We start from the raw sequence: 26,185 nt of genomic DNA on the forward strand, positions 1-26,185 counted from the left end.
CATGACTAACGGGCCAATTTCCGGCAGTTTTCAGCAGGGCTTGACCGGCTCGCCGAATCCGGCACACCCGGTTCGCGACGACAGCACGATCACCGGCACGGCGCTGGGGAAACTGACGTCAACAAGCGTCAGCCCGCTCGCGGCGGCGGCGGAAATTCTTTTCCTGCCGCTGATTGCCGTCATTCTCGGGTTCATATTCAACCCGGGCGACCCGTTGTGGATCCAAGCCAGCTTTCCCTGGAGCTGGTTCGCACCGGTGATCCTGGCGTTGCGCTATGGGCCGCTCGCCGGCCTGGGCGGCGCCGGCCTCCTGCTTGTTGCCTGGTTGCTGGCCAATATCGGCCACTATGACACTTTCCCGAAGCTGTATTTTCTTGGCGGCCTGATTCTGGTCATGCTCGTTGGCGAGTTTTCCAGTCTCTGGCTGGCGCGGACCCGGCGCGCCGAAACTGTGCAGATCTATCTCGACCAGCGCCTCGAACACCTGACCCGCCAGTACTACCTGTTGCGCCTTTCGCACGACCGTCTGGAACAGGATCTGATCAGCCGGCCGATGTCGATGCGCGATGCCTTGCTGACCTTGCGCGGTCTCGGCGAAAACCCTGACGGGGCGCATGGTGGCGATACGCTGCTGCGCCTGCTGGCGCAGTATTGTCAGCTTGAAAGTGCCAGCCTGCATCAGGTCATTGATGGCGAGGTGCAGGACCGGCCGCTGGCGACGATCGGCACCACGACGCCGCTCGCTGACGGCGACCCGATGATTGCACAGGCACTGGCCAGTTTGGCGCTCTGCCATATTTCCCAGGTCCAGGCGGAACAGCAGGAGCGTACCCGCTACCTGATCGTGGCGCCGCTGATCAACCTGAACGGCGATGTTTACGGTCTGCTGACGGTCGAGGACCTGCCGTTTTTTTCGTTGCAGGACGAAACCCTGCAGACGATCAACCTGCTGCTCGGTTATTACACCGATGGTCTCGCGGTGCATGCGCTGGCCGCCTCGGTTTGCGAAAAGATCCCGCTGTGCCCGCCCGAGTTTGCCTTCGAGACACAGCGTTTGTGGCATCTGCGACAGACGACGGGTATCGGCAGCATCATCGTCGCACTCGAATTCCTGCCCCGCGCTATCGATGCCGACCTGCCGATGCAGTTGATGCGCATGAAGCGCTCGCTGGACGAACACTGGCTCTGTGCCGGTGCGGGAAAAATGGTGCTGGCAACCCTGATGCCACTTGGCGATGTCGCCACTGCCGAGGGTTTCCTGGCCCGACTGGAGGCCTGGGCGCAACAGAAGTCGGAAGGTACGCTGGCGCAGTTGGGCATTTTCCCGCACATCCTGCCTTTGCATGGCGAACCGCCTTTGACCGTGCTCAAGCGGGTGCAGGAGTTGGCGGATGGCTAGCCTGAAATTCGGCCTTTATGCGCTGATGCTGGAGATCGGCGCCTGGAGCGGTGTGTGGCTGCTCGATGTCGATGCCGATGCGCGACTGGCCTGGTTTCTGGTCGTACATTTGCTGGCCAGCCTGCTGCTCGCGGTGGCGGCGGCGATGCTGCTCCCGGCTGGTCCACCGCGTCAGCGCCTGCGTTTGCTGGCACTGATGACTGGCTGCTGCTACGGGGTGCCTGTAGCCGGTTTCATCGGCATCACCGTCGGCGTGCTGTTGCTGCGTGTCTACCGTGCGAAACCGGCGCGTCCAGCCTTCGATTCGCTGCAGTTGCCGGCCTTCGATCCGCACCAGCGTCAGCAGTCCGGTTTCAGACAGGCGGGCCTGCGCTCCTTTCTGGGTAACACTGCTGCCCCGATCAATGCCCGCATCGGTGCGATGACTGCCTTGCAGTATGTATCCGGTCGCGTATCGACGCCGTTGTTGCGGGATGTCCTCAGCGATCCGAGCGAGGATATCCGACTGCTTGCCTACGGCATGCTGGACAATCAGGAAAAACGCATCAACCGCGCCATCGACGAGGAGTTGAAGGCGCTTGCCAATCCGGCGCACGGCGAGCGGGGGCGGCTGGAAATAACCCAGCGATTGTCCGACCTTTACTGGGAGCTGGTTTATCAGGAGCTGGCGCAGGGTGACCTGCGCGATTACGCCATCGCCGAATCCCGCCGCTATTGCGAGATCGTGCTCGCCAGCGATCCCGACAACGCGCCGCTGCGCCTGCGCCAGGGTCGCCTGCGCCACGAGGCCGGTGACATCGAGGGCGCCGGGATTGCCTACCAGCAGGCCATCGAGCTTGGACTTCCGGCCACACGCGTGCTGCCCTACCAGGCCGAACTCAGCTTCGAACGCCGCGATTTCCCTGCCACTGCCCGACTGATGAACGAGCTCGCCAACTGGGCATCGCTACCGCGACTGCGCCCGGTCATTGACTACTGGACCTACAACCGATGAGTTTCCCGACTGCCGCCCAGGCCGATATCGCATTGCTGCTGGAGGGAACATTCCCGTACGTCAGCGGCGGCGTTTCAAGCTGGGTCAACCAGATCATCCGTGCCTATCCGGAATACACGTTCGCCATCGTCTTCCTCGGTAGCCGGCGCGAGGACTACACGGCGATGAAATACGAGCTGCCTGCCAATGTGGTCCATTTTGAGGAGTATTTCCTCTACGACAACTTCGGCCCGGGTTTCGAACCAACGGCACGCGCCGGCAACCGCGAGGCTTTCGCGCTGACTGCCGCCATGCATGAGCAGTTGATGCACGGCAGTGCCGATGGCGAGGCGCTCGCCTCTTTCCGCCAGATCGCCCGCGAGATGCTGCCCGGCGGCAGCCTGACGCTTGACGATTTCCTGCATAGCGAAGCTGCCTGGGAAATCATCTGCGACCACTATCGACGCTTCTGTTCGGACCCATCCTTCGTCGATTATTTCTGGACCGTGCGCATCATGCATCAGCCGTTGTGGACGCTGGCGCACGTTGCCAAGCACCTGATTCCGGTACGCGCGCTGCATTCGGTATCGACCGGTTATGCGGGCTTCCTCGGTGCCTTGCTGCATCAATCCCGCAATCTGCCGCTGGTGCTGTCGGAACACGGCATCTATACGAAGGAACGCAAGATCGATCTGTTCAAGAGCGAGTGGATCCGGGACAACCGCAACGTCTTCCAGCGTGACCCGACCGAACTTTCCTACTTCCGCAGAATGTGGATCGCCTTCTTCGAATGGCTTGGCCGCTTTTGCTACGATGCCGCCGATCCGATCATCGCCTTGTACGAGGCCAACCGCCTGCGCCAGATCGCCGATGGTGCACCGGCCGAACGTACCTGCAACATCCCGAACGGCATCAGCCTGGCCCGCTTCGCGCCGCTGCGTGAACTCCGCCCGGCGTCAACGCCGCCGGTGTTGTGCCTGATCGGCCGAGTGGTGCCGATCAAGGATATCAAGACCTTCATCCGGGCCATGCGCCGGGTGGTCAACCGCATGCCGGAAGCCGAGGGCTGGATTGCCGGCCCCGAGGACGAGGACCCGGCCTACGCCCAGGAATGCCATGATCTCGTCCGCAGTCTGGGCCTGGAAAACCATGTCCGTTTTCTCGGTTTCCAGAAGGTGGATGAGCTGATGCCGAAAATCGGCCTCATCATCTTGTCGTCGATCAGCGAGGCACTGCCGCTGGTGATCCTGGAAGGCTACGCCGCCGGCGTGCCTACGGTATCGACCGATGTCGGTTCGTGTCGCCAGTTGATCGAGGGGCTTGACGATGAGGACCGGGCGCTGGGCGTCTCCGGCGGAGTCGTCAAGATCGCCGATCCGCAGGAGCTGGCCGATGCAGCCCTTGCCCTGCTCGGCGATCCGGTGGCCTGGCAGGCTGCCAGCGAGGCCGGGGTGCGCCGGGTCGAGCGTTATTACAATGACGACTTGATGTTCGGCCGCTATCGCGAGGTCTACGAGCAGGCGCTGAGTGCTTCCGGAGCCTGTCGCTGATGGCTGGTATCGGATTCGAACTGCGCCGCCTGTTGCGCAAGAACACGCTGGTCGGTCTTGTCGAGGCCTACGCCTACGCTGGGATCATCGGCTCCGGCCCGTGGGTGTTTTCCATCATCGGTATTCTGCTGATCGGCTTGTTCAGCGCCAGCGTCGTCGTTCCAAGCTACCTCGTCACGCAGTTCCAGACTTCGGTCACCTATCTCGTCGCCAGCAGCCTGATCCTCACCGGTCTGGTCCAGCTGGCTTTCACCCGCTTCGTCTCCGATCGGCTGTTCGAGAAGAAGAAAGATGCCATCCTGCCCAATCTGCATGGTTTGCTGCTGATTGTCGTCGCTGCCGCCTGCCTGATCGGCACGCTGTGCCTGTTCGTGTTGCTGCCCGGCCTCGGCCTGATCTACCGGTTGCTGATGCTGGCCGGCTTTGTCCTGATGTGCGGGGTCTGGGTATTGACCATCCTGCTTTCAGGCATGAAGCGCTACAAGGCAATCGTTGCGCTGTTCGGCATCTCTTACGCGCTGATCGTACTCAGCGCCTTGTGGCTGCGCCCCTTTGGCCTGGAGGGCCTGCTCGGCGGTTTCGTTTTTGGCAACTTCGTTCTTCTCGCCGGCATGTGGGTTATGACCGTGCGCGAATTCAGCCTGGAACATCACCTGGTCAGCTTCGATTTCGCTGACCGGAAGCTGCTTTATCCGAGCCTGATCGCCATCGGCTTCCTGTACAACCTGGGTATCTGGATCGACAAGTTCATGTTCTGGTACTTCCCGGCTACGTCAGACCCGATCATCGGCCATCTGCGCGCTTCGCTGATTTACGACTTGCCGGTTTTCCTCTCTTATCTGTCGATCATCCCGGGCATGGCGGTTTTCCTGGTCCGCATCGAAACGGATTTCGTCGAGTATTACGACAAGTTCTACGACGCGGTCCGCGATGGCGGCTCGCTCGAATACATCGAAAGCATGCGTGATGAAATGGTCTATTCGATCCAGCAGGGGCTTGGCGAGATTGCCAAGATCCAGACGCTGGCCGTGCTCATGACCTTCGTCGCTGGCCCGGCGCTGCTGCGCACGCTGGATATTTCAGAGCTTTACCTGCCGCTACTGTACGTGCAGGTCATCGGTGCCGGCCTGCAGGTCGGCCTGATGGCCATCCTCAACGTCTTTTTCTACCTCGACCAGCGCCGTATCGTGCTTTTCCTGTGTATCGAGTTCGTCGTGCTGAACGTCGTCCTCACCGCCTTCACACTCGCCTTCGGCGCCGCACTGTATGGCTACGGCTTCACCTTGTCGGTGCTGATCACCTTGTGCACCGGCCTGGTCATGCTGACCCGCCAACTCAACCGCTTGGAGTACGAGACGTTCATGCTGCAGTGAGTGCAGGAACGGAAAAGCCCACGTAACCGTGAGATTACGTGGGCTTTGAATTCTGGGGCGACTGATGGGGCTCGAACCCACGACAACCGGAATCACAATCCGGGACTCTACCAACTGAGCTACAGCCGCCGCTGCAGGAAGGCGCGCATTGTAAGTCCTTCTGCGGCGAGTGTCTACAGGCTTTCCAATTTTTTTGGATGCGCCGTTACGGTGCATGCTGCCAATCCGTAGTGGCCCCGGCGTGATATTATTGCCAGCTTTATTTTTCGGCGCCTTAAGCACAAGGAATTTTCATGGAAGCAACTACCGTACAAGCCAACGAACTCGAACGTCGCATTGATCTCTCCATCGCCATTGCCGATGTCGAGAAGGAAATGGAACCGCGCATCCGTCGCATGGGTCGCAACATGAAGGTTCCGGGTTTCCGTCCGGGCAAGGTGCCCTACGCCATGGTCAAGCAGCAGTACGGCGACCAGGCGCGTCACGAAGTTCTGTCGGAGCAGCTGGACCGTGCTTTCGGCGAGGCCGTGACTGCCCAGAAGATGAATGTTGCCGGTTACCCGCGCCTTGAGGCGAAGGAAACCGAGAGCACCACGCACATGGAATTCACCGCTGTGTTCGAGGTGTATCCGGAATTTGTGCCGGGCGACCTGTCGACCGCAGAAATCGAGCGTCCGACGCTGGAAGTTGGCGCCGCCGAAATCGAGAAGACCCTGGACATCCTGCGCAAGCAACGTGTCCGTTACGACAATGCCGACCGTGGCGCCGAGAAGGAAGACCGCGTGGTCATCGACTTCACCGGCAAGAAGGATGGCGTTGCCTTCGCCGGTGGCTCGGCTGTCGATTACCCGTTCGTTCTCGGCCAGGGCATGATGCTGCCGGATTTCGAAAAGGCGGTTGAGGGTGCCAAGGCTGGCGAGTCGAAGACTTTCGACCTGACCTTCCCTGAGGATTACCACGCCAAGGATCTGGCTGGCCAGACCGTGCAGTTCGAGATTGCCGTCAAGCAGGTTCAGGCGCCGCGTCTGCCGGATGTCGATGCCGATTTCGCCAAGATGATGGGCGTGACCGATGGCGACGTGGAAAAGATGCGCGCCGAGATCGAAGCCAATCTGCGTCGCGAAGTGAAGCGCCGCATCGAGGCCAAGCTGAAGGACCAGGTCATGGAAGCCCTGCTCAAGGCCAACCCGATTTCCGTGCCGGCCGCGCTGGTCGATATGGAAATTCAGCGCCTGATGCAATCTGCCCGCAAGGACATGGAACAGCGTGGCATGAAGGTCAACGACATGCCGCTGCAGCCGGAATGGTTTGCCGACCAGGCAAAGCGCCGCGTCACGCTTGGCCTGATCCTTGCTGAAGTGGTGAAGACGGAGAAGCTTCAGGCTTCGCCGGAGCAGGTTCGGACGATGGTGGAAGACATGGCCGCCAGCTACGAACAGCCGGAAGAAGTCGTCCGTTGGTACTACGCCCAACCGCAGCGCCTGAGCGATGTCGAGGGTGTGGCTATCGAGAACAACGTGGTCGAATGGGTTCTTGGCAAGGCCAAGGTCACCGAAAAGGCTGCCGTGTTTGATGAATTGATGAACCAGCAGCAGTAAGCTGTTTCTCGTCAGAAATACGACAACCGTCTTAAATGCAACAAACAAGGGCCAACATGATTATCGACAACGCAAGCAACTGGGATCCGCAGGCTTTGGGCCTGGTCCCGATGGTGGTTGAGCAGAGCGGACGCGGAGAACGTGCGTACGACATCTATTCGCGCCTGCTGAAGGAGCGGGTGATCTTTCTTGTTGGCCCGGTCAACGACGCCAGCGCCAACCTGGTCGTTGCCCAGATGCTGTTCCTTGAAGCGGAAAACCCGGACAAGGACATCTCTTTCTACATCAACTCGCCGGGCGGTTCGGTGACGGCAGGGCTGTCGATCTACGACACCATGCAGTTCATCAAGCCCAACGTGTCGACGTTGTGCATCGGCCAGGCGGCCTCGATGGGTGCCTTCCTTTTGTGCGCAGGCACCAAAGGCAAGCGTTTCGCGCTGCCGAATTCGCGCGTAATGATCCATCAGCCGCTGGGCGGTTTCCAGGGCCAGGCTTCGGATTTCGCGATCCATGCCCGGGAAATCCTGTCCATCAAGGACAAGCTGAACCGCATCATGGCCGAACATACCGGCCAGCCGCTGGAGCGTATCGAGAAAGATACGGACCGCGACAATTTCCTGTCCTCGACCGAGGCTGTGGAATATGGTTTGATTGACCAGGTGCTGACCCGCCGCGAAGCGGCTTGATCAAGGAGAACGGGATGTCGAAGGACGGCCAGGAAAAACTGCTTTATTGCTCCTTTTGCGGCAAGAGCCAGCATGAAGTCAAGAAACTGATTGCCGGTCCGTCGGTTTTCATCTGCGACGAGTGCATCGCCCTGTGCAATGACATCGTCCATGACGAACTCCCGGAAGAGTCGGCCAAGGCGGGTCGCTCCGACCTGCCGACGCCGCGCGAGATCAGCTCGATCCTCGACCAGTACGTGATCGGCCAGGAAGTTGCCAAGCGCATCCTCGCCGTGGCCGTCTACAACCATTACAAGCGACTGCGCCACACCGCCAAGAATGCCGGCGAGGTGGAACTATCGAAGAGCAACATCCTGCTGATCGGCCCGACCGGTTCCGGCAAGACCCTGCTCGCCCAGACGCTCGCCCGCATGCTGAACGTGCCGTTCGTGATGGCCGATGCCACCACGCTGACGGAAGCCGGCTATGTCGGCGAGGACGTCGAGAACATCATCCAGAAGTTGCTGCAGAAGTGCGACTACGATGTCGAGAAGGCCCAGCAGGGCATCGTCTACATCGATGAAATCGACAAGATTTCGCGCAAGTCGGACAACCCGTCGATCACCCGCGACGTTTCGGGTGAAGGCGTGCAGCAGGCGCTGCTCAAGCTGATCGAAGGCACCACGGCTTCGATTCCGCCGCAGGGCGGGCGCAAGCATCCGAACCAGGATTTCGTCCAGGTCGATACCACCAACATCCTGTTCATCTGCGGCGGCGCTTTCGCCGGCCTGGAAAAGGTCATCCGCAACCGCTCCGAGCGCGGCGGCATCGGCTTCGGTGCCGAGGTCAAGAGCAAGGACGACGGCAAGGAAGTCGGCAAGATCCTGCTCGACGTCGAACCAGAAGACCTGATCAAGTTCGGTCTGATTCCGGAACTGATCGGCCGTCTGCCCGTCGTGGCGACGCTGCAGGAGCTGGAGGCGGATGCCCTCGTCCAGATCCTGACTGAACCGAAGAACGCACTGGTGAAGCAGTACCAGAAGCTGTTCGACATGGAAGAAGTGGAACTGGAGATCCGTCCGGGCGCCCTCGCCGCCATCGCCAAGAAGGCGCTGGAGCGCAAGACGGGTGCGCGCGGCCTGCGTTCGATCATGGAACACGCCCTGCTCGACGTAATGTACGAACTCCCGGGCATGGAGAATGTCGAAAAGGTCGTGATCGACGAGAACATGATTACCGGCGACACCCCGCCGTTGCTGATCTACGCCGACCAGCCCAAGGTCTCCGGCTCGAACTGAGCCGGGGGTTCTTGAAATCCGGTTCCCTGCCCTCATTTAGGGGGCTCATACCTATTTCAAAGGCACACTGATGTCGAACCCCAACACGCTTCCGGAAACCCTCGAACTGCCGCTGCTGCCGTTGCGCGATGTAGTCGTGTTTCCGCACATGGTCATTCCGCTGTTCGTCGGCCGCCCGAAATCCATCAAGGCGCTCGAGATGGCGATGGAGTCCGGCAAGCAGATCATGCTGGTCGCCCAGAAATCGGCGGCCAAGGATGAACCCGAACCCGAGGATCTGTACCGGATCGGCTGCATGGCCAACATCCTGCAGATGCTCAAGCTGCCCGACGGCACCGTCAAGGTGCTGGTCGAAGGCACCCAGCGCGCCCGCGTCGAAGCCATCGACGTGCAGTCGGCAGTGTTCATGGCGACCGCCGTGCCGCTGTCGCAGTCCGGCGCCGACGATCACGAGATCGAGGCGATGCGCCGCGCCGTGGTCGCCCAGTTCGACCAGTTCGTCAAACTGAACAAGAAGATTCCGCCAGAGGTTCTGTCGTCGATCACCGGCATCGAGGACGCCGGCCGCCTGGCCGACACCATCGCCGCGCATCTGCCGCTGAAGATCGAGCAAAAGCAGGAAGTGCTGGAAATGGACAATGTGCGCGAGCGCATCGACCGCCTGCTCTCCCAGCTGGAAGCCGAAATCGACATCCTGCAGGTGGAAAAGCGCATCCGCGGCCGCGTCAAGCGGCAGATGGAAAAGAGCCAGCGCGAGTACTACCTGAACGAGCAGGTCAAGGCGATCCAGAAGGAACTTGGTGAAGGCGAAGAAGGGGCCGATCTCGAGGAACTGGACAAGAAGATTGCTGCCGCCGGCATGAGCAAGGAAGGCCTGGCCAAGGCCCAGGGCGAGCTGAAGAAGCTGCGCCTGATGTCGCCGATGTCGGCCGAAGCCACTGTCGTGCGCAACTTCATCGAAACGCTGATCGGCCTGCCGTGGCGCAAGAAGACGCGCATCAGCAAGGATCTGCGCGCCGCCGAAAAAATTCTCGACGCCGATCATTTCGGCCTCGACAAGGTCAAGGAACGCATCGTCGAGTATCTTGCCGTGCAACAGCGCGTGGACAAGGTCAAGGCGCCGATCCTGTGTCTGGTCGGCCCCCCGGGCGTCGGCAAGACCTCGCTCGGCCAGTCGATCGCCAAGGCGACCAACCGCAAGTTCGTGCGCATGGCACTGGGCGGCGTCCGTGACGAAGCCGAAATCCGCGGCCACCGTCGTACCTACATCGGCTCGATGCCGGGCAAGATCCTGTCCAGCCTGACCAAGGCCGGCGTGCGCAATCCGCTGTTCCTGCTCGACGAAGTGGACAAGCTCGGCCAGGATTTCCGTGGCGATCCGTCGTCAGCGCTGCTGGAAGTGCTTGATCCGGAACAGAACAACACCTTCCAGGATCATTACGTCGAGGTCGATTTCGACCTTTCCGACGTGATGTTCGTGGCCACCGCCAACACGCTGAACATCCCTGCCCCGCTGCTCGACCGGATGGAAGTCATCCGCCTGTCCGGCTACACCGAGGACGAGAAGGTCAATATCGCCATGCGTTATCTGCTGCCCAAGCAGATGAAGAACAACGGCGTCAAGAAGACCGAGCTGATTGTTGCCGAGAGCGCCGTCCGCGACATCGTCCGCTACTACACCCGGGAAGCTGGCGTGCGGGCGCTGGAACGCGAGATTTCGAAGATCTGCCGCAAGGTCGTCAAGACGCTGGTGCTGAAGGCTCGCGACAGCAAGATGACGGTCAACGCCCGGAATCTGGACAAATTCCTCGGCGTGCGTCGCTACAGCTACGGCATGGCCGAGAAGGAAAACCAGGTTGGTCAGGTCACCGGTCTGGCGTGGACCGAAGTCGGCGGCGAACTGCTGACCATCGAATGCGCCAACATGCCGGGCAAGGGCAACATCCTGCGCACCGGCTCGCTCGGCGACGTCATGAAGGAATCGGTCGAAGCTGCCCGCTCGGTGGTGCGCGCCCGCGCCCGTCGTCTCGGCATCAAGGACGAGGTCTTCGAAAAGACCGACCTGCATATCCACGTTCCCGAGGGCGCTACGCCGAAGGACGGCCCGTCGGCAGGTATCGCCATGACCACCGCCCTGGTTTCGTCCTACACGGGCATTCCTGTGCGTTGTGACGTGTGTATGACCGGCGAGATCACCCTGCGTGGTGAAGTGCTGGCCATCGGTGGCCTCAAGGAGAAGCTGCTGGCCGCCGTTCGCGGTGGTCTGAAGACGGCGCTGATCCCGGAAGAGAACGTCAAGGATCTGACCGAGATCACCGAAAACATCAAGAACCGCATCGAGATCGTTCCCGTCAAATGGATCGACCAGGTGCTGGAACGGGCGCTGGAAACCCTCCCGCAACCGTTGCCCGAAGCAAATGATGCAGCGCCCGAACTGGCCGCCGCAACCGATGATTCGGTGAAAAAGGCCGTGCTTACCCATTGATTTTTAAGGGCTGGATGCCGGCGTCCTAGCGCCGGCATCCGGAAGCACCGTCCAGACCCGGGTAAACCCGGGCAAAATCCGCTTGACACAAGGATTTCGGGGGAGATATAAATCGCCCCTCAACAAATTTTCACCACTCCAATCCTTTCTAGGGGACTTACATGAACAAGACTGAACTGATCGATCAGATCGCCTCCGCTGCCGACATTTCCAAGGCTGCTGCCGGCCGTGCACTGGATGCCGCCGTTGAAGCCATCAAGGGCGCCCTCAAGGAAGGCGACAGCGTCAACCTGATCGGTTTCGGCACCTTCTACGTCGGCGAGCGCGCTGCCCGCACCGGTCGCAATCCGCGCACCGGCAAGACCCTGGAAATCAAGGCTGCCAAGTCGCCGAAGTTCCGTGCCGGCAAGGGCCTCAAGGACGCCGTTAACTGATATAATGCCGCTCCTTCTGCGCTGGCCGCAGATGGGTGCTTAGCTCAGTTGGTAGAGCGTCGCCCTTACAAGGCGAATGTCGGCGGTTCGACCCCGTCAGCACCCACCAAAATTCAGAAACCCCGCTCCGGCGGGGTTTTTTATTGTCGAGCAACTTTCATCTTTTCCCGAAACCCCTTGCAATCTCTGGCACTCTCCGTATAATGCGCGGCTCTGACAGCGCGCCCGTAGCTCAGTTGGATAGAGTACTTGGCTACGAACCAAGGGGTCGGGCGTTCGAATCGCTCCGGGCGCGCCATTCAGAAAAAGGAGTCTTTCTCCGGACAGATTCCACCGTTGTACAGACAGCGCGCCCGTAGCTCAGTTGGATAGAGTACTTGGCTACGAACCAAGGGGTCGGGCGTTCGAATCGCTCCGGGCGCGCCAGTCGAAAAAAATGCACCGTTTCCGGTGCTTTTTTTTCGTCCACATTTCGCGCTCCACAACCTAGACACTCCCATCCCCTGCGCCACGGAACATTGCCGGCGTCAGGTCGTATTTCTGCAGCAGTCGGTAGAACTCGGTCCGGTTGCGGTCGGCGATGCGCGAGGCATCGGCGACGTTGCCGTCGGTCAGCTTGAGCAGGCGGATCAGGTAATCGCGTTCGAAACGCTGCTTGGCTTCTGCATAGGTCAGCGCTTCCATGGCCGGTGCCCGCAGCGCACGCTGGACCAGCGTTGCCGGAATCAGCGGCGTCGAGGTCAGCGCACAACTCTGCTCGACGACATTGAACAATTGCCGGACGTTGCCGGGCCAGCTGGCGGTGGCCAGCGCTTCGAGCGCGTCCGGGGCAAAGCCGCTGATCGGCTTGCCGTATTTGGCGGCGACCAGGCGCAGGAAATGCGCCGACAGCAGCGGGATGTCCTCGCGCCTTTCGTCGAGACGCGGCAGCGTCAGCGAAACGACGTCGAGACGGTAGTAAAGGTCTTCCCGGAACGCGCCCTGGGCCATCGCAGCTTCTAGGTCGCGATGGGTGGCCGACAGCAGGCGGACATCGACGGCTTCGGCATGGGTGGCGCCAACCGGGCGGACGACGCGCTCCTGCAGCACGCGCAGCAGCTTGACCTGCAGCGCCAGCGGCATGTCGCCGATTTCATCGAGGAACAGCGTACCGCCGTTGGCGGCCTGGATCAGGCCGCTGCGTGCCGTGGCGGCGCCGGTGAAGGCACCACGGACATGGCCGAAGAGTTCGGATTCGAGCAGCGGTTCCGGAATGGCGCCGCAGTTGATGGCGATGAAGGGACCTTGCGCCCGCGGACTGGCGCGATGGATGGCCCGGGCGAGGACCTCCTTGCCGGTGCCGCTTTCCCCGCGGATCAGCACACTGGCTTCCGATGCCGCCACCATGCGCGCGTCGGCCAGCAGTTCGGCCATGCGCGTGCTGCGGTAGACCACCCCTTCCAGCCATTTTTCATCATCGTCGCTGGTTTGCTGCAGACCGGGGGCTGCCGACAGCAGCAGGGCCTGGTCGATGCGCGCCAGCAGGGTCTGGCTGTCGAAGGGTTTGGTCAGGTAACCGAAAACCCCGCGCGAGGTGGCGTCGACCGCATCAGGGATGGTGCCGTGGGCGGTCAGCAGGATGACCGGCAGGCTGGGACGGGTACTGCGCAGTTCCTCAAAGAGCGACAGGCCATCGCGGCCGGGCAGCCGGATATCGCTGATGACCAGACGCGGCGGATCGATGGCGACATGCGCCAGCCCTTCCTCGGCCGAGGTCGCCGGCGTTACGCGAAAGCCCCGGGCCTGCAGGCGCATCGTCAGCAGGCGGCGGATGTCTTCGTCGTCATCGATGATCAGGATGTGCGCACCGGCAGCGGCAACGGGCTTCATTGCAGGCTCCCCGGCAACGGGCTGCGCGGCCGGCTGGGCAGGCTGCGTTCGATTTCGGCCAGACGGTCGAGCTTTTCCTGCAACTCCTGGAGCTTGCGCTGGCCTTCCTTGAGTTGAAGCGCGAGACGTTCGTTGTGGGTTTCGAGTTTCTGCCGTTCGGCCAGTTGCTCGCCAAGCAGGCGGGCCAGCGGCTGCAGCCTGACGGCGGCAGGCTCGGCATTGCGCTGGATGGCTTCGAGCAGCGCCTGGGCCCGCGCCATATCGGCTGTGCCACGCGGATGCGCGAGCAGCAGCGCCAGCCGCATCTGGGCATCGGGGTCGCCGGGCATCGCTGCCAGCTCAGCCCGGTCACGGACAATCTCGCCGGCGCTCAGTGCCGGCAGTGCCTGCTGGTAGGCAAGTGCCGCCAGCGGCCCCTGGCCATTCAGACGCGATGGCCTCTCCGGCAAGGCCGTGCAGGCGGCGGTCGCGAGTACGGCGACAATCAACAGACAGGTACGCAAGTTATCTTTCATCAGGAATATCCACTTGAAAACAGGCGCCACGAGCGCAAGGCACGAGTGCCACGCTGCCGCCCATGGCGCGTACCAGTTCGCGCACGATGGAGAGGCCGACGCCACTGCCGCGGCGAGCCACGGGCGCGCGCTGGCGGCCCTGGACGAAGGGTTCGAAGATGCGTTGCACGTCCTCCGGCGCCACGCCCGGCCCCTGGTCGCTGCATTCGAATCGCCAGCCCCGCTGGCTACGTGAGGCGTGGAGTTCGATGCAGCCACCGGACGGGCTGAAATCGATGGCATTGGCCAGCAGGTTGTCGAGGATCACGGCCATTTTCCCGGCGTCGAGTTCGGCAGCGCCCTCCCCGGCCTGACGATGTATCTGCAACTGGCGGGCCTGGGCCGGAAGTTCGTGGCGTTGCGCGGCCTCTTCCAGCAAGCGCGCCGGCTCGACCCGGGCGATGTTCAGGTGACGCGCTTCGAAGGCGGCGGCATTCAGGCTGAGCAGGCTTTCGATCTGCCCCTGCAGGCCGCCGACATTGTGCGCCAGGATATCGACCACTTCCCGCTGGCTGGCGGACAGCGGCCCGGGCACTTCCTCGGCCAGCAGGGCGATGCCTTCCTTGAGCGCGGTCAGCGGGGTCTTCAGTTCGTGCGAAACGTGGCGCAGGGTCCGCTCCCGGTCGGCTTCGAGCTCGGCCAGATGCTGGCGCAGCCAGTCCAGGCGCCGCCCGAGACGACGCAAGTCGTCCGGACCGCCGACCGTGACAGGCTGATCGAAGCGGCTGGCACCGAGCCGGCCGATGACGTCTTCCAGCTGGCGCACCGGCCGGACCAGCCACCAGCCCATGGCCAGCGCCGCCAGCACGGCCCCCAGCAGGGCCAGCGCGAGGCGGCTGCCAAGCTGGGCCCGGCGGCGCTCCAGTTCACCAAGCAGGCGATCGTTTTCATGTTCGATCCAGCGCTGGCTGGCGAGCCGGATGGTGTCGTTGAAGCCGGCGAGGCGGTCGAGCATGCCTGCCAGCTCATCCGTGCCCGCCTTGCGATCCAGGGCGCTGCTCAACTCGCTGGCAACGCCGCGCCAGCCGGCCAGGGCTTCGCCAAGACTGGCTGCTTCGGGGACATCGATGCGCGCCAGCAATGCCAGCGATTGCGCCAGGTGTTCGTCGAAGCGTAGCCGCAACTGGGGATCATCGAGCACCAGGAACTGCCGTGCGCTGCGCTCGATATCGATGCTGCGTTCGGCCAGCGTCTGCACGGCGGCAGTCAGTTGCAGCGCCTGCGTGCTGTTGTCCCGGCTCTGGCCGACCAGGCGTTCGAGCAGCAACCAGCCGTGCACTGCCACGCCGCCAAGCAGGATGACGATCAGCAGGAAGCCGGCAAGCATGCCTTGACGGAACGAAATTCGCCTCATGAAAAATCAACAATCCTCATAATAATCATGGATATAACCAATCTGTCGGCAACAAGCGACATTCTATCCCCGCAGCAGCACTGGCTTGCAGCCGGGGGCAAAAATACCTGTCGCTTTTTGCCGACATGGCAGCAGGAAAGCCGGCGAGCAAAAAACACAAGCTACTGTTTTAAATGAACAAATAATTCCTGGCACGCTTATCGCGATAGGGGTTCCGAGCGTCATTTCCGACCTTGCTACCAGGAGAGCCCATGTTCATGAAATCCAGCCCTTCCGTTGTTCGCAACGATCCGATTACCCGCAACGAGGCGAGATCGGTGCTTGGGGGGAGTTCCCCGATCAAGGCGCCCGCCGGCAGCAGCCGGCAGGAAGCGCCACCGCCGCCACAGAGCGGCAACCGCAACAGTGAAATCCCGTCGAACGCAGTACCTGAAGCACCCGTAGTAGCTGAAACCCAGATCGTCGCCAAGGAAACGGGGGCCCGACTGATCGTCGGCCCCGACGTCAAGCTGAAGGGCGCGGAAATTCTCGATTGCGACACCCTGGTCGTCGAAGGCCGGGTCGAAGCGACGATGGACAGCCGCGTTATCCGCATCGCCGACAAGGGCGCCTTTTCCGGCAAGGTCAGCATCGATGTCGCCGAGATCCACGGCAGCTTCGATGGCGAACTGACCGCCCGCTCGCAACTGATCATCCACGCCACCGGCCGGGTCAGCGGCAAGATTCGCTACGGCAAGCTGGTGATCGCCGAGGGCGGCGAATTGTGCGGCGACATCAACGCCCTGGCGGCAGAAAGGAGCAGCGTACCGATCCTGAACGCAATCTCGGCCTGAACGCAAAGACTGGTCATTTTCAGGGAAGCCCCGTAGACTGCGGAGCTTCCCTTTTTTTGTCACAGGCGATTCCATGGCTCAATATGTAATGTCGATGCTGCGCGTCAGCAAGATCGTCCCGCCCAAGCGGCAGATCATCAAGGACATCTCCCTGTCCTTCTTTCCAGGCGCGAAGATCGGCCTGCTCGGCCTGAACGGCGCCGGCAAGTCGACGGTGCTGAAGATCATGGCCGGCGTGGACAAGGAATACGACGGCGAGGTGCAGCATCTGGCCGGCGTGTCGATTGGCTACCTGCCGCAGGAACCGCAGCTTGACGCCGCCAAGACGGTGCGCGAGGAAGTCGAATCGGCGCTCGGCGAAGTCATGCAGGCACAGGCCAAGCTCGACGAGGTCTATGCCGCCTACGCCGACCCGGAAGCCGATTTCGACAAGCTGGCAGAAGAACAGGCCCGCCTGGAGGCGATCATCGCCACCGGCGGCTCCGATACCGAGCACCAGATGGAACTGGCCGCCGACGCGCTGCGCCTGCCGCCCTGGGATGCCGTCATCGGCAACCTGTCCGGCGGTGAAAAGCGCCGCGTTGCGCTGTGCAAGCTGCTGCTGGCCAAGCCCGACATGCTGCTGCTCGACGAACCGACCAACCACCTCGACGCCGAATCGGTCGAATGGCTTGAACAGTTCCTCGTCCGCTTCCCCGGCACCGTCGTCGCCGTCACCCACGACCGTTACTTCCTCGACAACGCCGCCGAATGGATTCTCGAACTCGACCGCGGCCACGGTATTCCCTGGAAGGGCAACTACTCGTCCTGGCTGGAGCAGAAGGAAGCCCGCCTGGAAACCGAAAACAAGCAGATCGACGCCCACATGAAGGCGATGAAGCAGGAACTGGAATGGGTGCGCAGCAATCCGAAGGCGCGCCAGGCCAAGTCCAAGGCCCGCCTGTCGCGCTTCGAGGAAATGTCCAGCCAGGAATACCAGAAGCGCAACGAGACCCAGGAAATCTTCATCCCGGTCGCCGAGCGCCTGGGCGACAAGGTCATCGAATTCAACGGCGTCACCAAGTGCTTCGGCGACAAGCTGCTGATGGACAACGTCAGCTTCACCATCCCGGCCGGCGCCATCGTCGGCATCATCGGCCCGAACGGCGCCGGTAAATCAACGCTGTTCAAGATGATCACCGGCCAGCAGCAACCGGATTCCGGTACGGTCGACATCGGCCCGACGGTCAAAATGGCTTACGTCGATCAGTCGCGCGACTGCCTCGACGGCAGCAAGACGGTGTTCGAGGAACTGGCCCAGGGCAGCGACATCCTGCAGATCGGCAAGTTCGAGATGCCCAGCCGCGCCTACATCGGCCGCTTCAACTTCAAGGGCGGCGATCAGGGCAAACTGGTCGGCAACCTGTCCGGCGGTGAACGCGGTCGCCTGCATCTGGCGAAGACGCTGATGGCCGGCGGCAACGTGCTGCTGCTCGACGAACCGTCAAACGACCTCGACGTCGAAACCCTGCGCGCGCTGGAAGACGCCCTGCTCGAATTCGCCGGTTGCGCGCTGGTCATCTCGCACGACCGCTGGTTCCTCGACCGCATCTGCACGCACATCCTGGCCGCCGAAGGCGATTCGCAATGGAATTTCTTCGCCGGCAACTACCAGGAATACGAGGAAGACAAGCGCAAGCGCCTGGGTGAAGAAGGCGCCAAGCCGAAGCGCATCCGCTACAAGCCGATCACGCGCTGATACCGGGTGGCTGTGTGCGATCCGGGCTCATGGATCGCCACGGCCTGCGGCCTCGCGATGACGGACTGCCCCGTCATTGCGAGCGTAGTGAAGCAATCCAGGCCTGCGCCTCTCGCGATGACAGACCATGCAAAACGGGCGCCTGATCAGCGCCCGTTTCTGTTTTCTGCCCCGCTGCTGCGAGGCAGGATAAAAAATCAATGCTTGAGGTTGGCGGCGAAGACCGCGCGGCTCTTTTCGGAAAACTGGAATTCGGAGAAGGCACGTTCGATTTCGGCCAGGTTGTCACCCGACGAGCGATCCTCGAAACAGATGCCGATGCTCTTGCCGTTGGCGGCCAGCGTCTGGAACGCGAAACGCCAGCGTTGCGCCTCTGCCAGCCGCTCGCGCAGTTGGGCTTCGTTGGAAATGGAAATACCGGCCTTCTTCAGGGAATCCAGGAACTGCTCGAAGGATTCGTTGCTAAGACTACCCATTTATGTCTCCGTTAGATTACGGTGCAGCGGCACCATGTGTCGAATAACGACCTTCCCGGCATTCGGTTGACACTAAAGTGATAGAAAAGTGACGGAAGTTTGAATGCGATAATGTCGCCCATGAAAAAACAGAATCCCCCTGCCGCCATTCCGGAAATCCGCCCCGGGCAGTCGATTGAACTGCTCAAGGAACTGCATATCCTGACCCGCGACGGGAAACTCAACCAGGACAGCCGACGCAAGCTGAAACAGGTGTATCACCTGGCCCAGTTCATCGAACCGCTGCTCGACGGCATGGAAACCCTCGTCGATCACGGTGCCGGCAAGTCCTACCTCGGCTTCATCCTCTACGATCTCTATATCAAGGAGCGTGCCAGCGGCGACGTCATCGGTATCGAAACGCGCACCGAGCTCGTCGAAAAATCACGCGAACTGGCCGCCCGGCTTGGCTTTCCGCGCATGCGCTTCCTTGCCTGCACGGTCGAGGATTCGCTGACTTCCGGCGAGTTGCCAGCCACTGTCGATGTCGTTACGGCCCTGCATGCCTGCAATACGGCGACCGATGACGCGATCCGTTTCGCTCTGACACGACAGGCGAAGCACGTCGTGCTGGTGCCCTGCTGCCAGGCCGAGGTCGCCGCGACGATGCGGGCCCGCAAGAACGAATCGCTGGGCCAGACGCCGCTGTCCGAACTGTGGCGCCATCCGATCCACACCCGCGAACTGGGCAGCCACCTGACCAACGTGCTGCGCTGCCTGCTGCTCGAATCGCACGGCTACGACGTCACCGTCACCGAACTGGTCGGCTGGGAGCATTCGATGAAGAACGAGTTGATCATCGCCAGCAAACGCGGTGCCCCGAGAAAAAATGCCCGCGAGCGGGCTGAAGCCATCCTGCGCGAGTTCAATATCGAGGAACTTGCGCCGCGCTTCGCCTACTAAGTCCGCCATGACCCGAATCCAGCACCCTCTCGAACTCCTCGCGCCGGCCAAGAACGCCGATTTCGGCATCGAAGCGATCCGTCACGGCGCTGACGCCGTCTATATCGGTGGCCCGGCTTTCGGTGCCCGCTACGGTGCCGGCAACGATGTCGGCGAAATCCAACGCCTGTGCGAGTTCGCCCATCGCTACCGGGCAAAGGTCTTCGTCGCGGTGAACACCATCCTGCACGACGACGAACTGGAAGACAGCCGCCGGCTGGCCTGGCAACTGTACGAGGCCGGCGCCGATGCGCTGATCATCCAGGACATGGGCCTGCTGGAAATGGAGTTGCCGCCGATCCAGCTCCACGCCAGCACCCAGACCGACATCCGCAATCCGGCCAAGGCCAAGTTCCTCGAAGATGCGGGCTTCTCGCAGATCGTGCTGGCGCGCGAGATGAGCATCAAGGAAATCGAGGCGGTGGCCGGGCAGACGACGCTGGCGCTCGAGTATTTCGTCCATGGTGCGCTCTGTGTCGCTTATTCGGGACAGTGCTACATCAGCCACGCCCACACCGGGCGCAGCGCCAACCGCGGCGAATGTTCGCAGGCCTGCCGGCTGCCGTACACGCTGGTCGACGACAAGGGCAAGGTGGTCACCGAGAACCAGCATCTGCTGTCGATGAAGGACAACAACCAGACCGAGAACCTGCTGGCGCTGATCGAGGCCGGCGTGTCGTCGTTCAAGATCGAGGGCCGGTTGAAGGACCTGTCCTACGTCAAGAACATCACCGCGCATTACCGCACGCTGCTCGACGACATCATCGCTGCCAACCCGCAATACACCCGCGCTTCCAGCGGCCGTTCGACCTTCACCTTCACGCCGCAGCCGGACAAGACCTTCAACCGCGGCTACACCGACTATTTCGCCAACGACCGCCAGGACGACATCGGCGCCTTCGATTCGCCGGCCTTTGTCGGCGAACTGGTTGGCGAGGTGGCCGAAATCGGCGCCGGCTGGATCGTCGTCAACACCGATGAAACCTTCCATAACGGTGACGGCGTCTGCTTCCACGACGCGCATGGCGATGTCCAGGGGATGCGCATCAACCGGGCGGAAGGGAAGAAACTCTACCCCGCCGAAATCCCGGCCGACCTGACCGAAGGCGCGACGCTGTTCCGCAATCGCGACCAGGAATTCGAGCGGGCGCTGGAGAAGGAATCGGCCGACCGGCGCGTGGCCGTCAAGGCGGTATTCGCTGAAGCTGCCAATGGCTTCGCGCTGACGCTGACCGACGAGGACGGCGTCAATGTTGCGGTCAACCTGCCAAAAGACACAAAAACCGGCAGCGAACTCGCCCAGAATCCGGATGCCACGCTGGCCAAGCTCAAGGAAAACCTCGGCAAATTCGGCAATACGATGTTCGTTGCCGAATCGGTCGACGTGCAACTGACGCAACCGTGGTTCCTGCCGGTGGGCGCGATCAACGCGCTGCGCCGCGAAGCCGCCGGCAAGCTCGAAGCTGCGCGCATCGCCAGCCATCCACGCCCGCCACGCGCAGCGCCGGCAGCCGACCCGGCGCCCTACCCGCAGGACGAACTGACCTATCTCGGCAACGTCTTCAACGCCAAGGCCCGCGCTTTCTACGAGAAGCACGGCGTCAAGCTGATCGAGGAAGCCTACGAGGCCGGCAACGAAAAGGGCATGGTGTCGCTGATGATCACCCGCCATTGCCTGCGCTACAGCTTCAACCTGTGCCCGAAGGAAGTGAAGCACCTGAAGCCGGACCCGATGATGCTGATCAACGGCAACGAGAAGCTGATCCTCAAGTTCGACTGCAAGGCCTGCGAGATGCACGTGGTCGGCAAGATGAAGAAAGGCGTCAAACTGAACCTCGGCACCATCCGCCCGGCATAATAACGGCATGCAACCGACTGCCTGCCCTTCCTGCCGCCAGCCGATGCACAAGCGCCGCTTCGAGCGCAATGTGCACGGCGAAGTCATCCTAGACCTGTGTTTTCACTGCCACGGCATCTGGTTCGACGAGTTCGAGAGCGTGCAGATCACGCCGGGCGGCGTCGTCGAACTGTTCCGGCTGATCCACGAGCATCGCGACGAACAACGCCTGCCGCTGCGCGACGTGCTGCACTGCCCGCGCTGCGACGAGCGCCTGCTGCACGGGCTGGACGTGTCGAAACACGGCGGCCGCTTCAATTACCACCGCTGCCTGCAGAAGCACGGCCGGTTCACGACCTTTGCCCAGTTGATGATCGAAAAGGGCTTCGTCCGGCAGTTGACCGGCGCAGAAATCGACGACCTGGCCAGCAAGGTCGGCACCATCCGCTGCACCGGCTGCGGCGCACCGGTGGACATCCGCCACGATCACGCCTGCCGGCATTGCCGGGCACCGATTTCGATCCTCGATCCGCAAGCCGTGGACAAGGCGCTGGATCGCCTGCACCAGGCCGAGGAAGTCCGCAGCCGGCGCGATGTCGAAATGCTCGGCGACGCGATCGTCATGCGCGAGCGGGAAAAATCGCGTTTCCAGCGCGAGCAGCGCGAGAATTTCAACCAGCTCGATATCGGCGACCTGATCGTTTCCGGCGTCGACCTGCTCGCGCGCATCCTGCGCCGCTGACGTAAAAAAGGCGGCCCCGCGGGTCCGCCCTGGCGCCTGTCGGCGTCGCTTACTGGACGCGGATCTCGACGCAGCGACCTTCTTCGGCGCTACCGCTGCCGAGCGTCGATTCCGGTTTGCGCATTTTCACGCGGTCGACCGCAACACCGCCGGCGACCAGCGCATCGCGCACGGCCAGCGCACGCTGCTTGGCCAGTTCGGCATTCATCGCCGGATCACCCGACTGGTCATGGAAACCGGACAGCAGAACGATGGCGTCAGCCTTTGCTGCCAGCGCAGCGACCGTTTGCCCGACGACGGCCTGATCGCCCTCGCCCAACGCGGCGGAACTGACGGCGAAATACACCTTGGCCAACGCTTCGCCGACCGGTGCGATATCGCTTTCCTCAGCGACGGCAACCATAGCAGTGGCCGGCGCGGCGGTTTGGCCGGCCTTCCAAACACCGAGTCCGACAACCAGCGCGATCACGCCGAAAATCACACCGGCGAGAACGCCGAAGACCACACCCTGAGTTTCGTTTTCGTCTTGAGACATGCTGATTGACCTCGTTAGGAAAGAATGGAAAAAATCACTCCGGCATTCTACCCAGCTTGTGCGCTCAACAGTGTTTCAGGTGTCAGCTGAATCGACTGTTCGCCACCGGCCAGCCAGATCGTGCCTTCCTGGATGGTGCAGGAGAGTTTCATCGAGCGCTCGGCCAGTCGCCCCAGCGCCTGCGTTTCCTCGGCCGTCAGGCGCAGCACGGTGAGATTGGAAAAGCGCGCGAGCAGCGGCGCAACCTGCTGCCACCAGACATCGACCGAACGTGCGCCGTAGCTGAGCACGACCGCCCGGTCGGCCTTGTTGCAGCCCTTGCGGATGCGGCTTTCATCGGGCTGCCCGACTTCGATCCAGGTGCGCAGCACGCCGGACGGATCGACTTCCTGCAGCGCGCAGTCATCGTCGCTCGACAGGCCCTTGCTGAAAGCGAGATCCGGCCCGGCGTACAGCGCAAAGGCGAGGATCCGCACCATCATCCGCTCATCGGTTTCCGACGGATGACGGGCGACGGTAAATGCGTATTCGGCGAAATGCCCGCGATCAAGATCGGAGACCTGAAGTTCGGCCTTGAAGACCGTTGATTTGAGCGCCATGACCAGCCCCGGAAAAAGGCGCGATTATCCCATGACGCCTCCGCCAAAGCAGACTACGATAAGTGCTGTTAACCGACCGGAGACGCCGCCATGAACACCTCCCGCATCGCCTTGTGCCTGCTCGCCGCCAGCATCGCCTCGACCGTCGGGGCCGCCGACCTGCCCAAACGCAAATCCGGTCTCTGGGAAATCCGCACGCAGATGTCCGGCATGCCTGCCGGCATGCCGGGCCAGGGACCGATCCAGATGTGCATCGACCAGAACAGCGACAACATGACGCAGGATTCGTCCGCCCCCGGCGAAAAACCGGACTGCCCGGTGATGCAGGTCAAACCCGGCATCGGCAAGATGACCATCCATTCGGTCTGCCGCCACAACGGCACGACGGCGACGACCGATGCCGAGATCACTGGCGACTTCAACCGCAGTTACCGCAGCGACATGATCACCCGCTTCAGCCCGCCGCAGGACGGCATGAAGGAAATGAAGATGGTCCAGGAAGCACGCTGGCTCGGCCCCTGCCAGCCGGGCCAGAAAGCCGGCGACATCATCATGCCGGGCATGGGCAAGTACAACATGCAGGAAATGATGAAGGACCCGCAGATGCGCGAGCTGATGAAACGTCAGCAACAGGCGCGCTGAACCGGCAAAAGATGCTGTTCCAGGCCGTCGACCGCAAGCGTTGCGCCAGTTGCCAGCGCTGGTCCGGCCCGCGCCAGCCCGGCGATACGCCGGAAACGGTGCAGATCGAAGCGGAAACGGTCACCGGCCTGTGCGAAGGCGGCGGCTGGCACGGCTCGGAACGCCGCGCCCGCTCGGCCTGCGGTCACTGGCTGCGCTGGCAGGAACTTAGCTGAAAATCCGGGCCAGATAGCGGGCGCGGGCTTCGATCTTGCCGAACAGGTAGTTGAGATCGTCGTTCCAGTCGATCCCCAGCAGATCGCAGGCACTTTCCGAGAGATTGACGACCCGTGCCTCGTCTTGGCGCGACAGGTCGAGCGCGTTGGCCAGAACCTCGCCGACGTGGGTCGCGGCAACCAGCTTGTCGGCTGGCGGATGTGCGTCGTGGTGATGCTGAATCGCTGCCACGACAGAGGTCGGCAGGCGCCAGGCCGTCGCCAGCAGGCGGCCGATGGCGCAATGATCGATACCGAAATGCTTGCGCTCGGCTTCAAGAATGTCGAGCGTCGGTTCGAGTGACAGGCTCAGGCGCACCATCTGGAATTCCAGCGGATAACAGCGTGCCATCCACAACTGGCCGATGTCGTGAAGCAGGCCGCAGACCAGTGCGTAATCGGTCGATATCCGGCCGAGACGCGCCAGTTCCTGCGCGGCCACGCCGACGGCCACGCTGTGCTCCCAGAAGTGACGTCCCATCCGGCTTTCGCTGGAAAAGTTGGCCAGGCTGACGCCGAGCACCGTTTCCCTGACCTTCGACAAGCCGATCAGCGAGACGGCCACCTGCATGTCGCGCACGTCGCGCTGAGTCCGGCCGGCCATCGCCGCGGCGTTGGCGATCGACAACACGCGGGCGGTGATCACCGGATCGCGTTCGACCAGATGGATCAAGGCGCCGAGCGTGGCGTTGTCGTCATCCAGCGTCTGCAGGATGTCGTTGACCACGCTGGGAAAGGCGGGCAACAACGCAGCCCGGTCGACAATCTCGCTTTCACTCAGGTGCAACGGCATCACAGGCTCCGGTAAGCGAGCACGGCGGCGTACAGGCCGGCAATCGCCGGCTTGCTCCGGTCTGCCCGGGAGAAGATGGTGTCCAGACGGCTCTGGTGATGGGCGCGCTCGGCTTCACGCGCTTCGTCACTGCGCGGATCGTCTTCAGCGATGCAGGCGAATTCGCCGTGGCGCAAGGCAATCTGGCGCAGATTTGAGTCGGTCAGGACGTGACCGGCCGGCAGGGTGAAATTGGTCACGCCATGCTCGGCAATGGCCAGCGGCGCACCGAGCACCATGCCCTCGACGACCTCTGGTAACGGGAGATAGCGCAGGTGTTGCCTCATGATTCCAGAATACCCATGCTCAGGTTGATATTTAAATCAAATTTTGTATTTTTTTAACATCAAGGTCAAGGCAATCCTGCCTTGCGACAAGCTATATAATCAGTCACTGATTTTCATTCGATACCGGATTTGCCAAGCATCATGCGCCAATTTCTCATTGCCTCCAGCATAGCCTTCTTTTGCCTGTTCGCCCGCGCCGAAGTGATCGACATCGACAACCGCGAACTCGCCCGCCTGATCCAGGAGGGCGTACCGGTCATCGATATCCGCCTGCAGTCCGAGTGGGAGCAGACCGGCATCGTCGCCGACAGCCACCTGTTCACCTTCTTCGACGAACGCGGCCGTGCCGATCCTGCCGGCTGGCTGGCCAAGGTGAAACCGGTTGCTGGCCCCGGGCAGCCGGTCATCGTCATCTGCCGCACCGGCAACCGGACCAAGGCAGTCAGCCAGTTCCTGTCGCAGCAGGCCGGCTACAGCAAGGTGTACAACGTGCGCGCCGGCATCATGGGCTGGCTGCGGGCCAGTGGCCCGGCCGTTCCGGCGACGCAATCGATCGCCGCCTGCCGGACGGCAAAAACCTGCTGACCGGAAATAACCCTATGCATCCCGTTGTTGTTTTTTCAAACGACTTCGGCGATAGTTGCGCTTCGCTGATTTTTCACTGTACCCGAGAAACCGCATGAACGCCTTCGACAATTTCCGCTCCGTTGCTGCCCGCGCAGTTTCGCTGCTGGTCGTCGTACGCGTAATTAAGGTAGGCGTCGTTACGCACGCGCCGTCGCGGACCGGGTAAGCAGAAGCAGCAGACAGTTTCCCCCAAACCCCGCCGGCGCAACCGGCGGGGTTTTTGTTTGGACCTCCCGGAATCGCCAGAACC

Annotated in this window: 25 protein-coding genes and 4 tRNA genes; 20 read left to right on the top strand and 9 right to left on the bottom strand. The window is 62.0% G+C overall.

What is annotated here, in order from left to right; genetic code table 11:
* Position 1 precedes the first annotated feature (1 nt).
* From BJN45_RS08275 to pelG, 4 genes are read left to right on the top strand one after another with little or no spacing between them, the layout of a single operon-like run.
* Complete coding sequence (locus BJN45_RS08275) at positions 2-1,399, top strand: PelD GGDEF domain-containing protein (RefSeq protein ID WP_076094238.1); 1,398 nt, start codon at positions 2-4, stop codon at positions 1,397-1,399.
* On the top strand, positions 1,392-2,393 hold the full coding sequence (locus BJN45_RS08280; protein WP_076093882.1) for a tetratricopeptide repeat protein: 1,002 nt from the start codon (positions 1,392-1,394) through the stop codon (positions 2,391-2,393). The genes BJN45_RS08275 and BJN45_RS08280 overlap by 8 nt, the downstream gene beginning before the upstream one ends.
* Positions 2,390-3,922 (top strand): GT4 family glycosyltransferase PelF, encoded by a 1,533-nt coding sequence (gene pelF, locus BJN45_RS08285; RefSeq protein ID WP_076093884.1) that lies wholly within the window; start codon positions 2,390-2,392, stop codon positions 3,920-3,922. Before BJN45_RS08280 ends, pelF begins: the two co-directional genes overlap by 4 nt.
* Positions 3,922-5,295, top strand: coding sequence for an exopolysaccharide Pel transporter PelG (gene pelG / locus BJN45_RS08290; protein WP_076093886.1), 1,374 nt, complete (start codon positions 3,922-3,924; stop codon positions 5,293-5,295). Before pelF ends, pelG begins: the two co-directional genes overlap by 1 nt.
* A gap of 53 nt (positions 5,296-5,348) precedes the next feature.
* Here pelG and BJN45_RS08295 read toward each other — a convergent pair.
* Positions 5,349-5,424, bottom strand: a tRNA-His gene (locus BJN45_RS08295).
* A gap of 164 nt (positions 5,425-5,588) precedes the next feature.
* Here BJN45_RS08295 and tig point away from each other — a divergent pair.
* The 8 genes from tig to BJN45_RS08335 all read left to right on the top strand — a co-directional run bounded on the left by tig (position 5,589) and on the right by BJN45_RS08335 (position 12,201).
* A complete protein-coding gene (tig, locus tag BJN45_RS08300; protein ID WP_076093888.1) occupies positions 5,589-6,893 on the top strand; it encodes a trigger factor in 1,305 nt (434 codons plus the stop codon).
* 56 nt (positions 6,894-6,949) lie between these two features.
* Positions 6,950-7,579, top strand: coding sequence for an ATP-dependent Clp endopeptidase proteolytic subunit ClpP (gene clpP / locus BJN45_RS08305; RefSeq protein ID WP_076093890.1), 630 nt, complete (start codon positions 6,950-6,952; stop codon positions 7,577-7,579).
* A gap of 14 nt (positions 7,580-7,593) precedes the next feature.
* Positions 7,594-8,856, top strand: coding sequence for an ATP-dependent Clp protease ATP-binding subunit ClpX (gene clpX / locus BJN45_RS08310; RefSeq protein ID WP_076094240.1), 1,263 nt, complete (start codon positions 7,594-7,596; stop codon positions 8,854-8,856).
* Positions 8,857-8,926: 70 nt separating this feature from the next.
* Entirely contained in the window at positions 8,927-11,341 is a 2,415-nt protein-coding gene (lon, locus tag BJN45_RS08315; protein ID WP_076093892.1) for an endopeptidase La, read from the top strand.
* Positions 11,342-11,502: 161 nt separating this feature from the next.
* Complete coding sequence (locus BJN45_RS08320; protein WP_076093894.1) at positions 11,503-11,775, top strand: HU family DNA-binding protein; 273 nt, start codon at positions 11,503-11,505, stop codon at positions 11,773-11,775.
* 33 nt (positions 11,776-11,808) lie between these two features.
* Positions 11,809-11,884 (top strand) — tRNA-Val (locus tag BJN45_RS08325).
* A gap of 112 nt (positions 11,885-11,996) precedes the next feature.
* Positions 11,997-12,073: transfer RNA gene (locus BJN45_RS08330), tRNA-Arg, on the top strand.
* A 51-nt stretch (positions 12,074-12,124) separates the two neighbouring features.
* Positions 12,125-12,201 (top strand) — tRNA-Arg (locus tag BJN45_RS08335).
* Between the two features lie 60 nt (positions 12,202-12,261).
* On the opposite strand, the gene BJN45_RS08340 is transcribed toward BJN45_RS08335, so the two are convergent.
* Genes BJN45_RS08340 through BJN45_RS08350 form a run of 3 tightly spaced genes read right to left on the bottom strand, consistent with a single transcriptional unit; the run spans position 12,262 to position 15,552 of the window.
* The gene (locus BJN45_RS08340; protein ID WP_076093896.1) at positions 12,262-13,644 is read right to left on the bottom strand and encodes a sigma 54-interacting transcriptional regulator; all 1,383 of its coding nucleotides are present in this window, start codon (positions 13,642-13,644) and stop codon (positions 12,262-12,264) included.
* A complete protein-coding gene (locus tag BJN45_RS08345; protein WP_076093898.1) occupies positions 13,641-14,159 on the bottom strand; it encodes a hypothetical protein in 519 nt (172 codons plus the stop codon). Before BJN45_RS08345 ends, BJN45_RS08340 begins: the two co-directional genes overlap by 4 nt.
* Entirely contained in the window at positions 14,149-15,552 is a 1,404-nt protein-coding gene (locus BJN45_RS08350) for a sensor histidine kinase (protein ID WP_076093900.1), read from the bottom strand. The genes BJN45_RS08345 and BJN45_RS08350 overlap by 11 nt, the downstream gene beginning before the upstream one ends.
* Before the next feature lie 251 nt (positions 15,553-15,803).
* On the opposite strand from BJN45_RS08350, the gene BJN45_RS08355 reads away from it, so the two are divergent.
* Positions 15,804-16,385: a bactofilin family protein gene (locus BJN45_RS08355; RefSeq protein WP_430793415.1), complete on the top strand. Its 582-nt coding sequence runs from the start codon at positions 15,804-15,806 to the stop codon at positions 16,383-16,385.
* 73 nt (positions 16,386-16,458) lie between these two features.
* Entirely contained in the window at positions 16,459-18,123 is a 1,665-nt protein-coding gene (gene ettA, locus BJN45_RS08360; protein WP_076093902.1) for an energy-dependent translational throttle protein EttA, read from the top strand.
* Positions 18,124-18,320: 197 nt separating this feature from the next.
* Here the strand turns inward: ettA and BJN45_RS08365 are convergent, their stop codons facing one another.
* Positions 18,321-18,599: a hypothetical protein gene (locus tag BJN45_RS08365; protein WP_076093904.1), complete on the bottom strand. Its 279-nt coding sequence runs from the start codon at positions 18,597-18,599 to the stop codon at positions 18,321-18,323.
* A 120-nt stretch (positions 18,600-18,719) separates the two neighbouring features.
* On the opposite strand from BJN45_RS08365, the gene BJN45_RS08370 reads away from it, so the two are divergent.
* The 3 genes from BJN45_RS08370 to BJN45_RS08380 are packed head-to-tail and all read left to right on the top strand — an operon-like array spanning position 18,720 to position 22,159.
* Positions 18,720-19,541 (top strand): class I SAM-dependent methyltransferase, encoded by an 822-nt coding sequence (locus BJN45_RS08370; RefSeq protein WP_076093906.1) that lies wholly within the window; start codon positions 18,720-18,722, stop codon positions 19,539-19,541.
* A gap of 7 nt (positions 19,542-19,548) precedes the next feature.
* Positions 19,549-21,438 carry a peptidase U32 family protein gene (locus BJN45_RS08375; protein ID WP_076093908.1) on the top strand — a complete coding sequence of 630 codons (1,890 nt, stop codon included), beginning with the start codon at positions 19,549-19,551 and terminating at the stop codon, positions 21,436-21,438.
* A gap of 7 nt (positions 21,439-21,445) precedes the next feature.
* The gene (locus tag BJN45_RS08380; RefSeq protein WP_076093910.1) at positions 21,446-22,159 is read left to right on the top strand and encodes a zf-TFIIB domain-containing protein; all 714 of its coding nucleotides are present in this window, start codon (positions 21,446-21,448) and stop codon (positions 22,157-22,159) included.
* A gap of 49 nt (positions 22,160-22,208) precedes the next feature.
* On the opposite strand, the gene BJN45_RS08385 is transcribed toward BJN45_RS08380, so the two are convergent.
* Positions 22,209-22,694: an OmpA family protein gene (locus tag BJN45_RS08385; protein ID WP_076093912.1), complete on the bottom strand. Its 486-nt coding sequence runs from the start codon at positions 22,692-22,694 to the stop codon at positions 22,209-22,211.
* Between the two features lie 47 nt (positions 22,695-22,741).
* Positions 22,742-23,293 (bottom strand): YaeQ family protein, encoded by a 552-nt coding sequence (locus tag BJN45_RS08390; protein WP_076093914.1) that lies wholly within the window; start codon positions 23,291-23,293, stop codon positions 22,742-22,744.
* A gap of 90 nt (positions 23,294-23,383) precedes the next feature.
* Between BJN45_RS08390 and BJN45_RS08395 the strand changes: the two genes are divergently transcribed.
* Both BJN45_RS08395 and BJN45_RS08400 read left to right on the top strand, forming a co-directional pair.
* Positions 23,384-23,935, top strand: a complete 552-nt coding sequence (locus BJN45_RS08395) for a DUF3617 domain-containing protein (protein WP_076093917.1) — start codon at positions 23,384-23,386, stop codon at positions 23,933-23,935.
* Between the two features lie 11 nt (positions 23,936-23,946).
* Positions 23,947-24,150 carry a hypothetical protein gene (locus BJN45_RS08400; RefSeq protein ID WP_076093920.1) on the top strand — a complete coding sequence of 68 codons (204 nt, stop codon included), beginning with the start codon at positions 23,947-23,949 and terminating at the stop codon, positions 24,148-24,150.
* Here BJN45_RS08400 and BJN45_RS08405 read toward each other — a convergent pair.
* Entirely contained in the window at positions 24,143-24,982 is an 840-nt protein-coding gene (locus tag BJN45_RS08405) for an HDOD domain-containing protein (protein WP_076093922.1), read from the bottom strand. The two genes, BJN45_RS08400 and BJN45_RS08405, sit on opposite strands and share 8 nt — an antisense overlap.
* Positions 24,982-25,308: a hypothetical protein gene (locus tag BJN45_RS08410; protein ID WP_139326321.1), complete on the bottom strand. Its 327-nt coding sequence runs from the start codon at positions 25,306-25,308 to the stop codon at positions 24,982-24,984. Before BJN45_RS08410 ends, BJN45_RS08405 begins: the two co-directional genes overlap by 1 nt.
* 141 nt (positions 25,309-25,449) lie before the next feature.
* On the opposite strand from BJN45_RS08410, the gene BJN45_RS08415 reads away from it, so the two are divergent.
* A complete protein-coding gene (locus BJN45_RS08415; protein ID WP_076093927.1) occupies positions 25,450-25,893 on the top strand; it encodes a rhodanese-like domain-containing protein in 444 nt (147 codons plus the stop codon).
* The last annotated feature ends 292 nt before the right edge of the window (positions 25,894-26,185 follow it).

The organism is Azonexus hydrophilus (assembly GCF_001956855.1).
GTDB lineage: Bacteria > Pseudomonadota > Gammaproteobacteria > Burkholderiales > Rhodocyclaceae > Azonexus > Azonexus hydrophilus_A.

Bases quoted from the DNA above. Each gene is read 5' to 3' on its own strand.
- BJN45_RS08275 (WP_076094238.1), top strand. From the start codon at position 2: ATGACTAACGGGCCAATTTCCGGCAGTTTTCAGCAGGGCTTGACCGGC.
- BJN45_RS08280 (WP_076093882.1), top strand. From the start codon at position 1,392: ATGGCTAGCCTGAAATTCGGCCTTTATGCGCTGATGCTGGAGATCGGC.
- pelF (WP_076093884.1), top strand. From the start codon at position 2,390: ATGAGTTTCCCGACTGCCGCCCAGGCCGATATCGCATTGCTGCTGGAG.
- pelG (WP_076093886.1), top strand. From the start codon at position 3,922: ATGGCTGGTATCGGATTCGAACTGCGCCGCCTGTTGCGCAAGAACACG.
- tig (WP_076093888.1), top strand. From the start codon at position 5,589: ATGGAAGCAACTACCGTACAAGCCAACGAACTCGAACGTCGCATTGAT.
- clpP (WP_076093890.1), top strand. From the start codon at position 6,950: ATGATTATCGACAACGCAAGCAACTGGGATCCGCAGGCTTTGGGCCTG.
- clpX (WP_076094240.1), top strand. From the start codon at position 7,594: ATGTCGAAGGACGGCCAGGAAAAACTGCTTTATTGCTCCTTTTGCGGC.
- lon (WP_076093892.1), top strand. From the start codon at position 8,927: ATGTCGAACCCCAACACGCTTCCGGAAACCCTCGAACTGCCGCTGCTG.
- BJN45_RS08320 (WP_076093894.1), top strand. From the start codon at position 11,503: ATGAACAAGACTGAACTGATCGATCAGATCGCCTCCGCTGCCGACATT.
- BJN45_RS08340 (WP_076093896.1), bottom strand. From the start codon at position 13,644: ATGAAGCCCGTTGCCGCTGCCGGTGCGCACATCCTGATCATCGATGAC.
- BJN45_RS08345 (WP_076093898.1), bottom strand. From the start codon at position 14,159: ATGAAAGATAACTTGCGTACCTGTCTGTTGATTGTCGCCGTACTCGCG.
- BJN45_RS08350 (WP_076093900.1), bottom strand. From the start codon at position 15,552: ATGAGGCGAATTTCGTTCCGTCAAGGCATGCTTGCCGGCTTCCTGCTG.
- BJN45_RS08355 (WP_430793415.1), top strand. From the start codon at position 15,804: ATGTTCATGAAATCCAGCCCTTCCGTTGTTCGCAACGATCCGATTACC.
- ettA (WP_076093902.1), top strand. From the start codon at position 16,459: ATGGCTCAATATGTAATGTCGATGCTGCGCGTCAGCAAGATCGTCCCG.
- BJN45_RS08365 (WP_076093904.1), bottom strand. From the start codon at position 18,599: ATGGGTAGTCTTAGCAACGAATCCTTCGAGCAGTTCCTGGATTCCCTG.
- BJN45_RS08370 (WP_076093906.1), top strand. From the start codon at position 18,720: ATGAAAAAACAGAATCCCCCTGCCGCCATTCCGGAAATCCGCCCCGGG.
- BJN45_RS08375 (WP_076093908.1), top strand. From the start codon at position 19,549: ATGACCCGAATCCAGCACCCTCTCGAACTCCTCGCGCCGGCCAAGAAC.
- BJN45_RS08380 (WP_076093910.1), top strand. From the start codon at position 21,446: ATGCAACCGACTGCCTGCCCTTCCTGCCGCCAGCCGATGCACAAGCGC.
- BJN45_RS08385 (WP_076093912.1), bottom strand. From the start codon at position 22,694: ATGTCTCAAGACGAAAACGAAACTCAGGGTGTGGTCTTCGGCGTTCTC.
- BJN45_RS08390 (WP_076093914.1), bottom strand. From the start codon at position 23,293: ATGGCGCTCAAATCAACGGTCTTCAAGGCCGAACTTCAGGTCTCCGAT.
- BJN45_RS08395 (WP_076093917.1), top strand. From the start codon at position 23,384: ATGAACACCTCCCGCATCGCCTTGTGCCTGCTCGCCGCCAGCATCGCC.
- BJN45_RS08400 (WP_076093920.1), top strand. From the start codon at position 23,947: ATGCTGTTCCAGGCCGTCGACCGCAAGCGTTGCGCCAGTTGCCAGCGC.
- BJN45_RS08405 (WP_076093922.1), bottom strand. From the start codon at position 24,982: ATGCCGTTGCACCTGAGTGAAAGCGAGATTGTCGACCGGGCTGCGTTG.
- BJN45_RS08410 (WP_139326321.1), bottom strand. From the start codon at position 25,308: ATGAGGCAACACCTGCGCTATCTCCCGTTACCAGAGGTCGTCGAGGGC.
- BJN45_RS08415 (WP_076093927.1), top strand. From the start codon at position 25,450: ATGCGCCAATTTCTCATTGCCTCCAGCATAGCCTTCTTTTGCCTGTTC.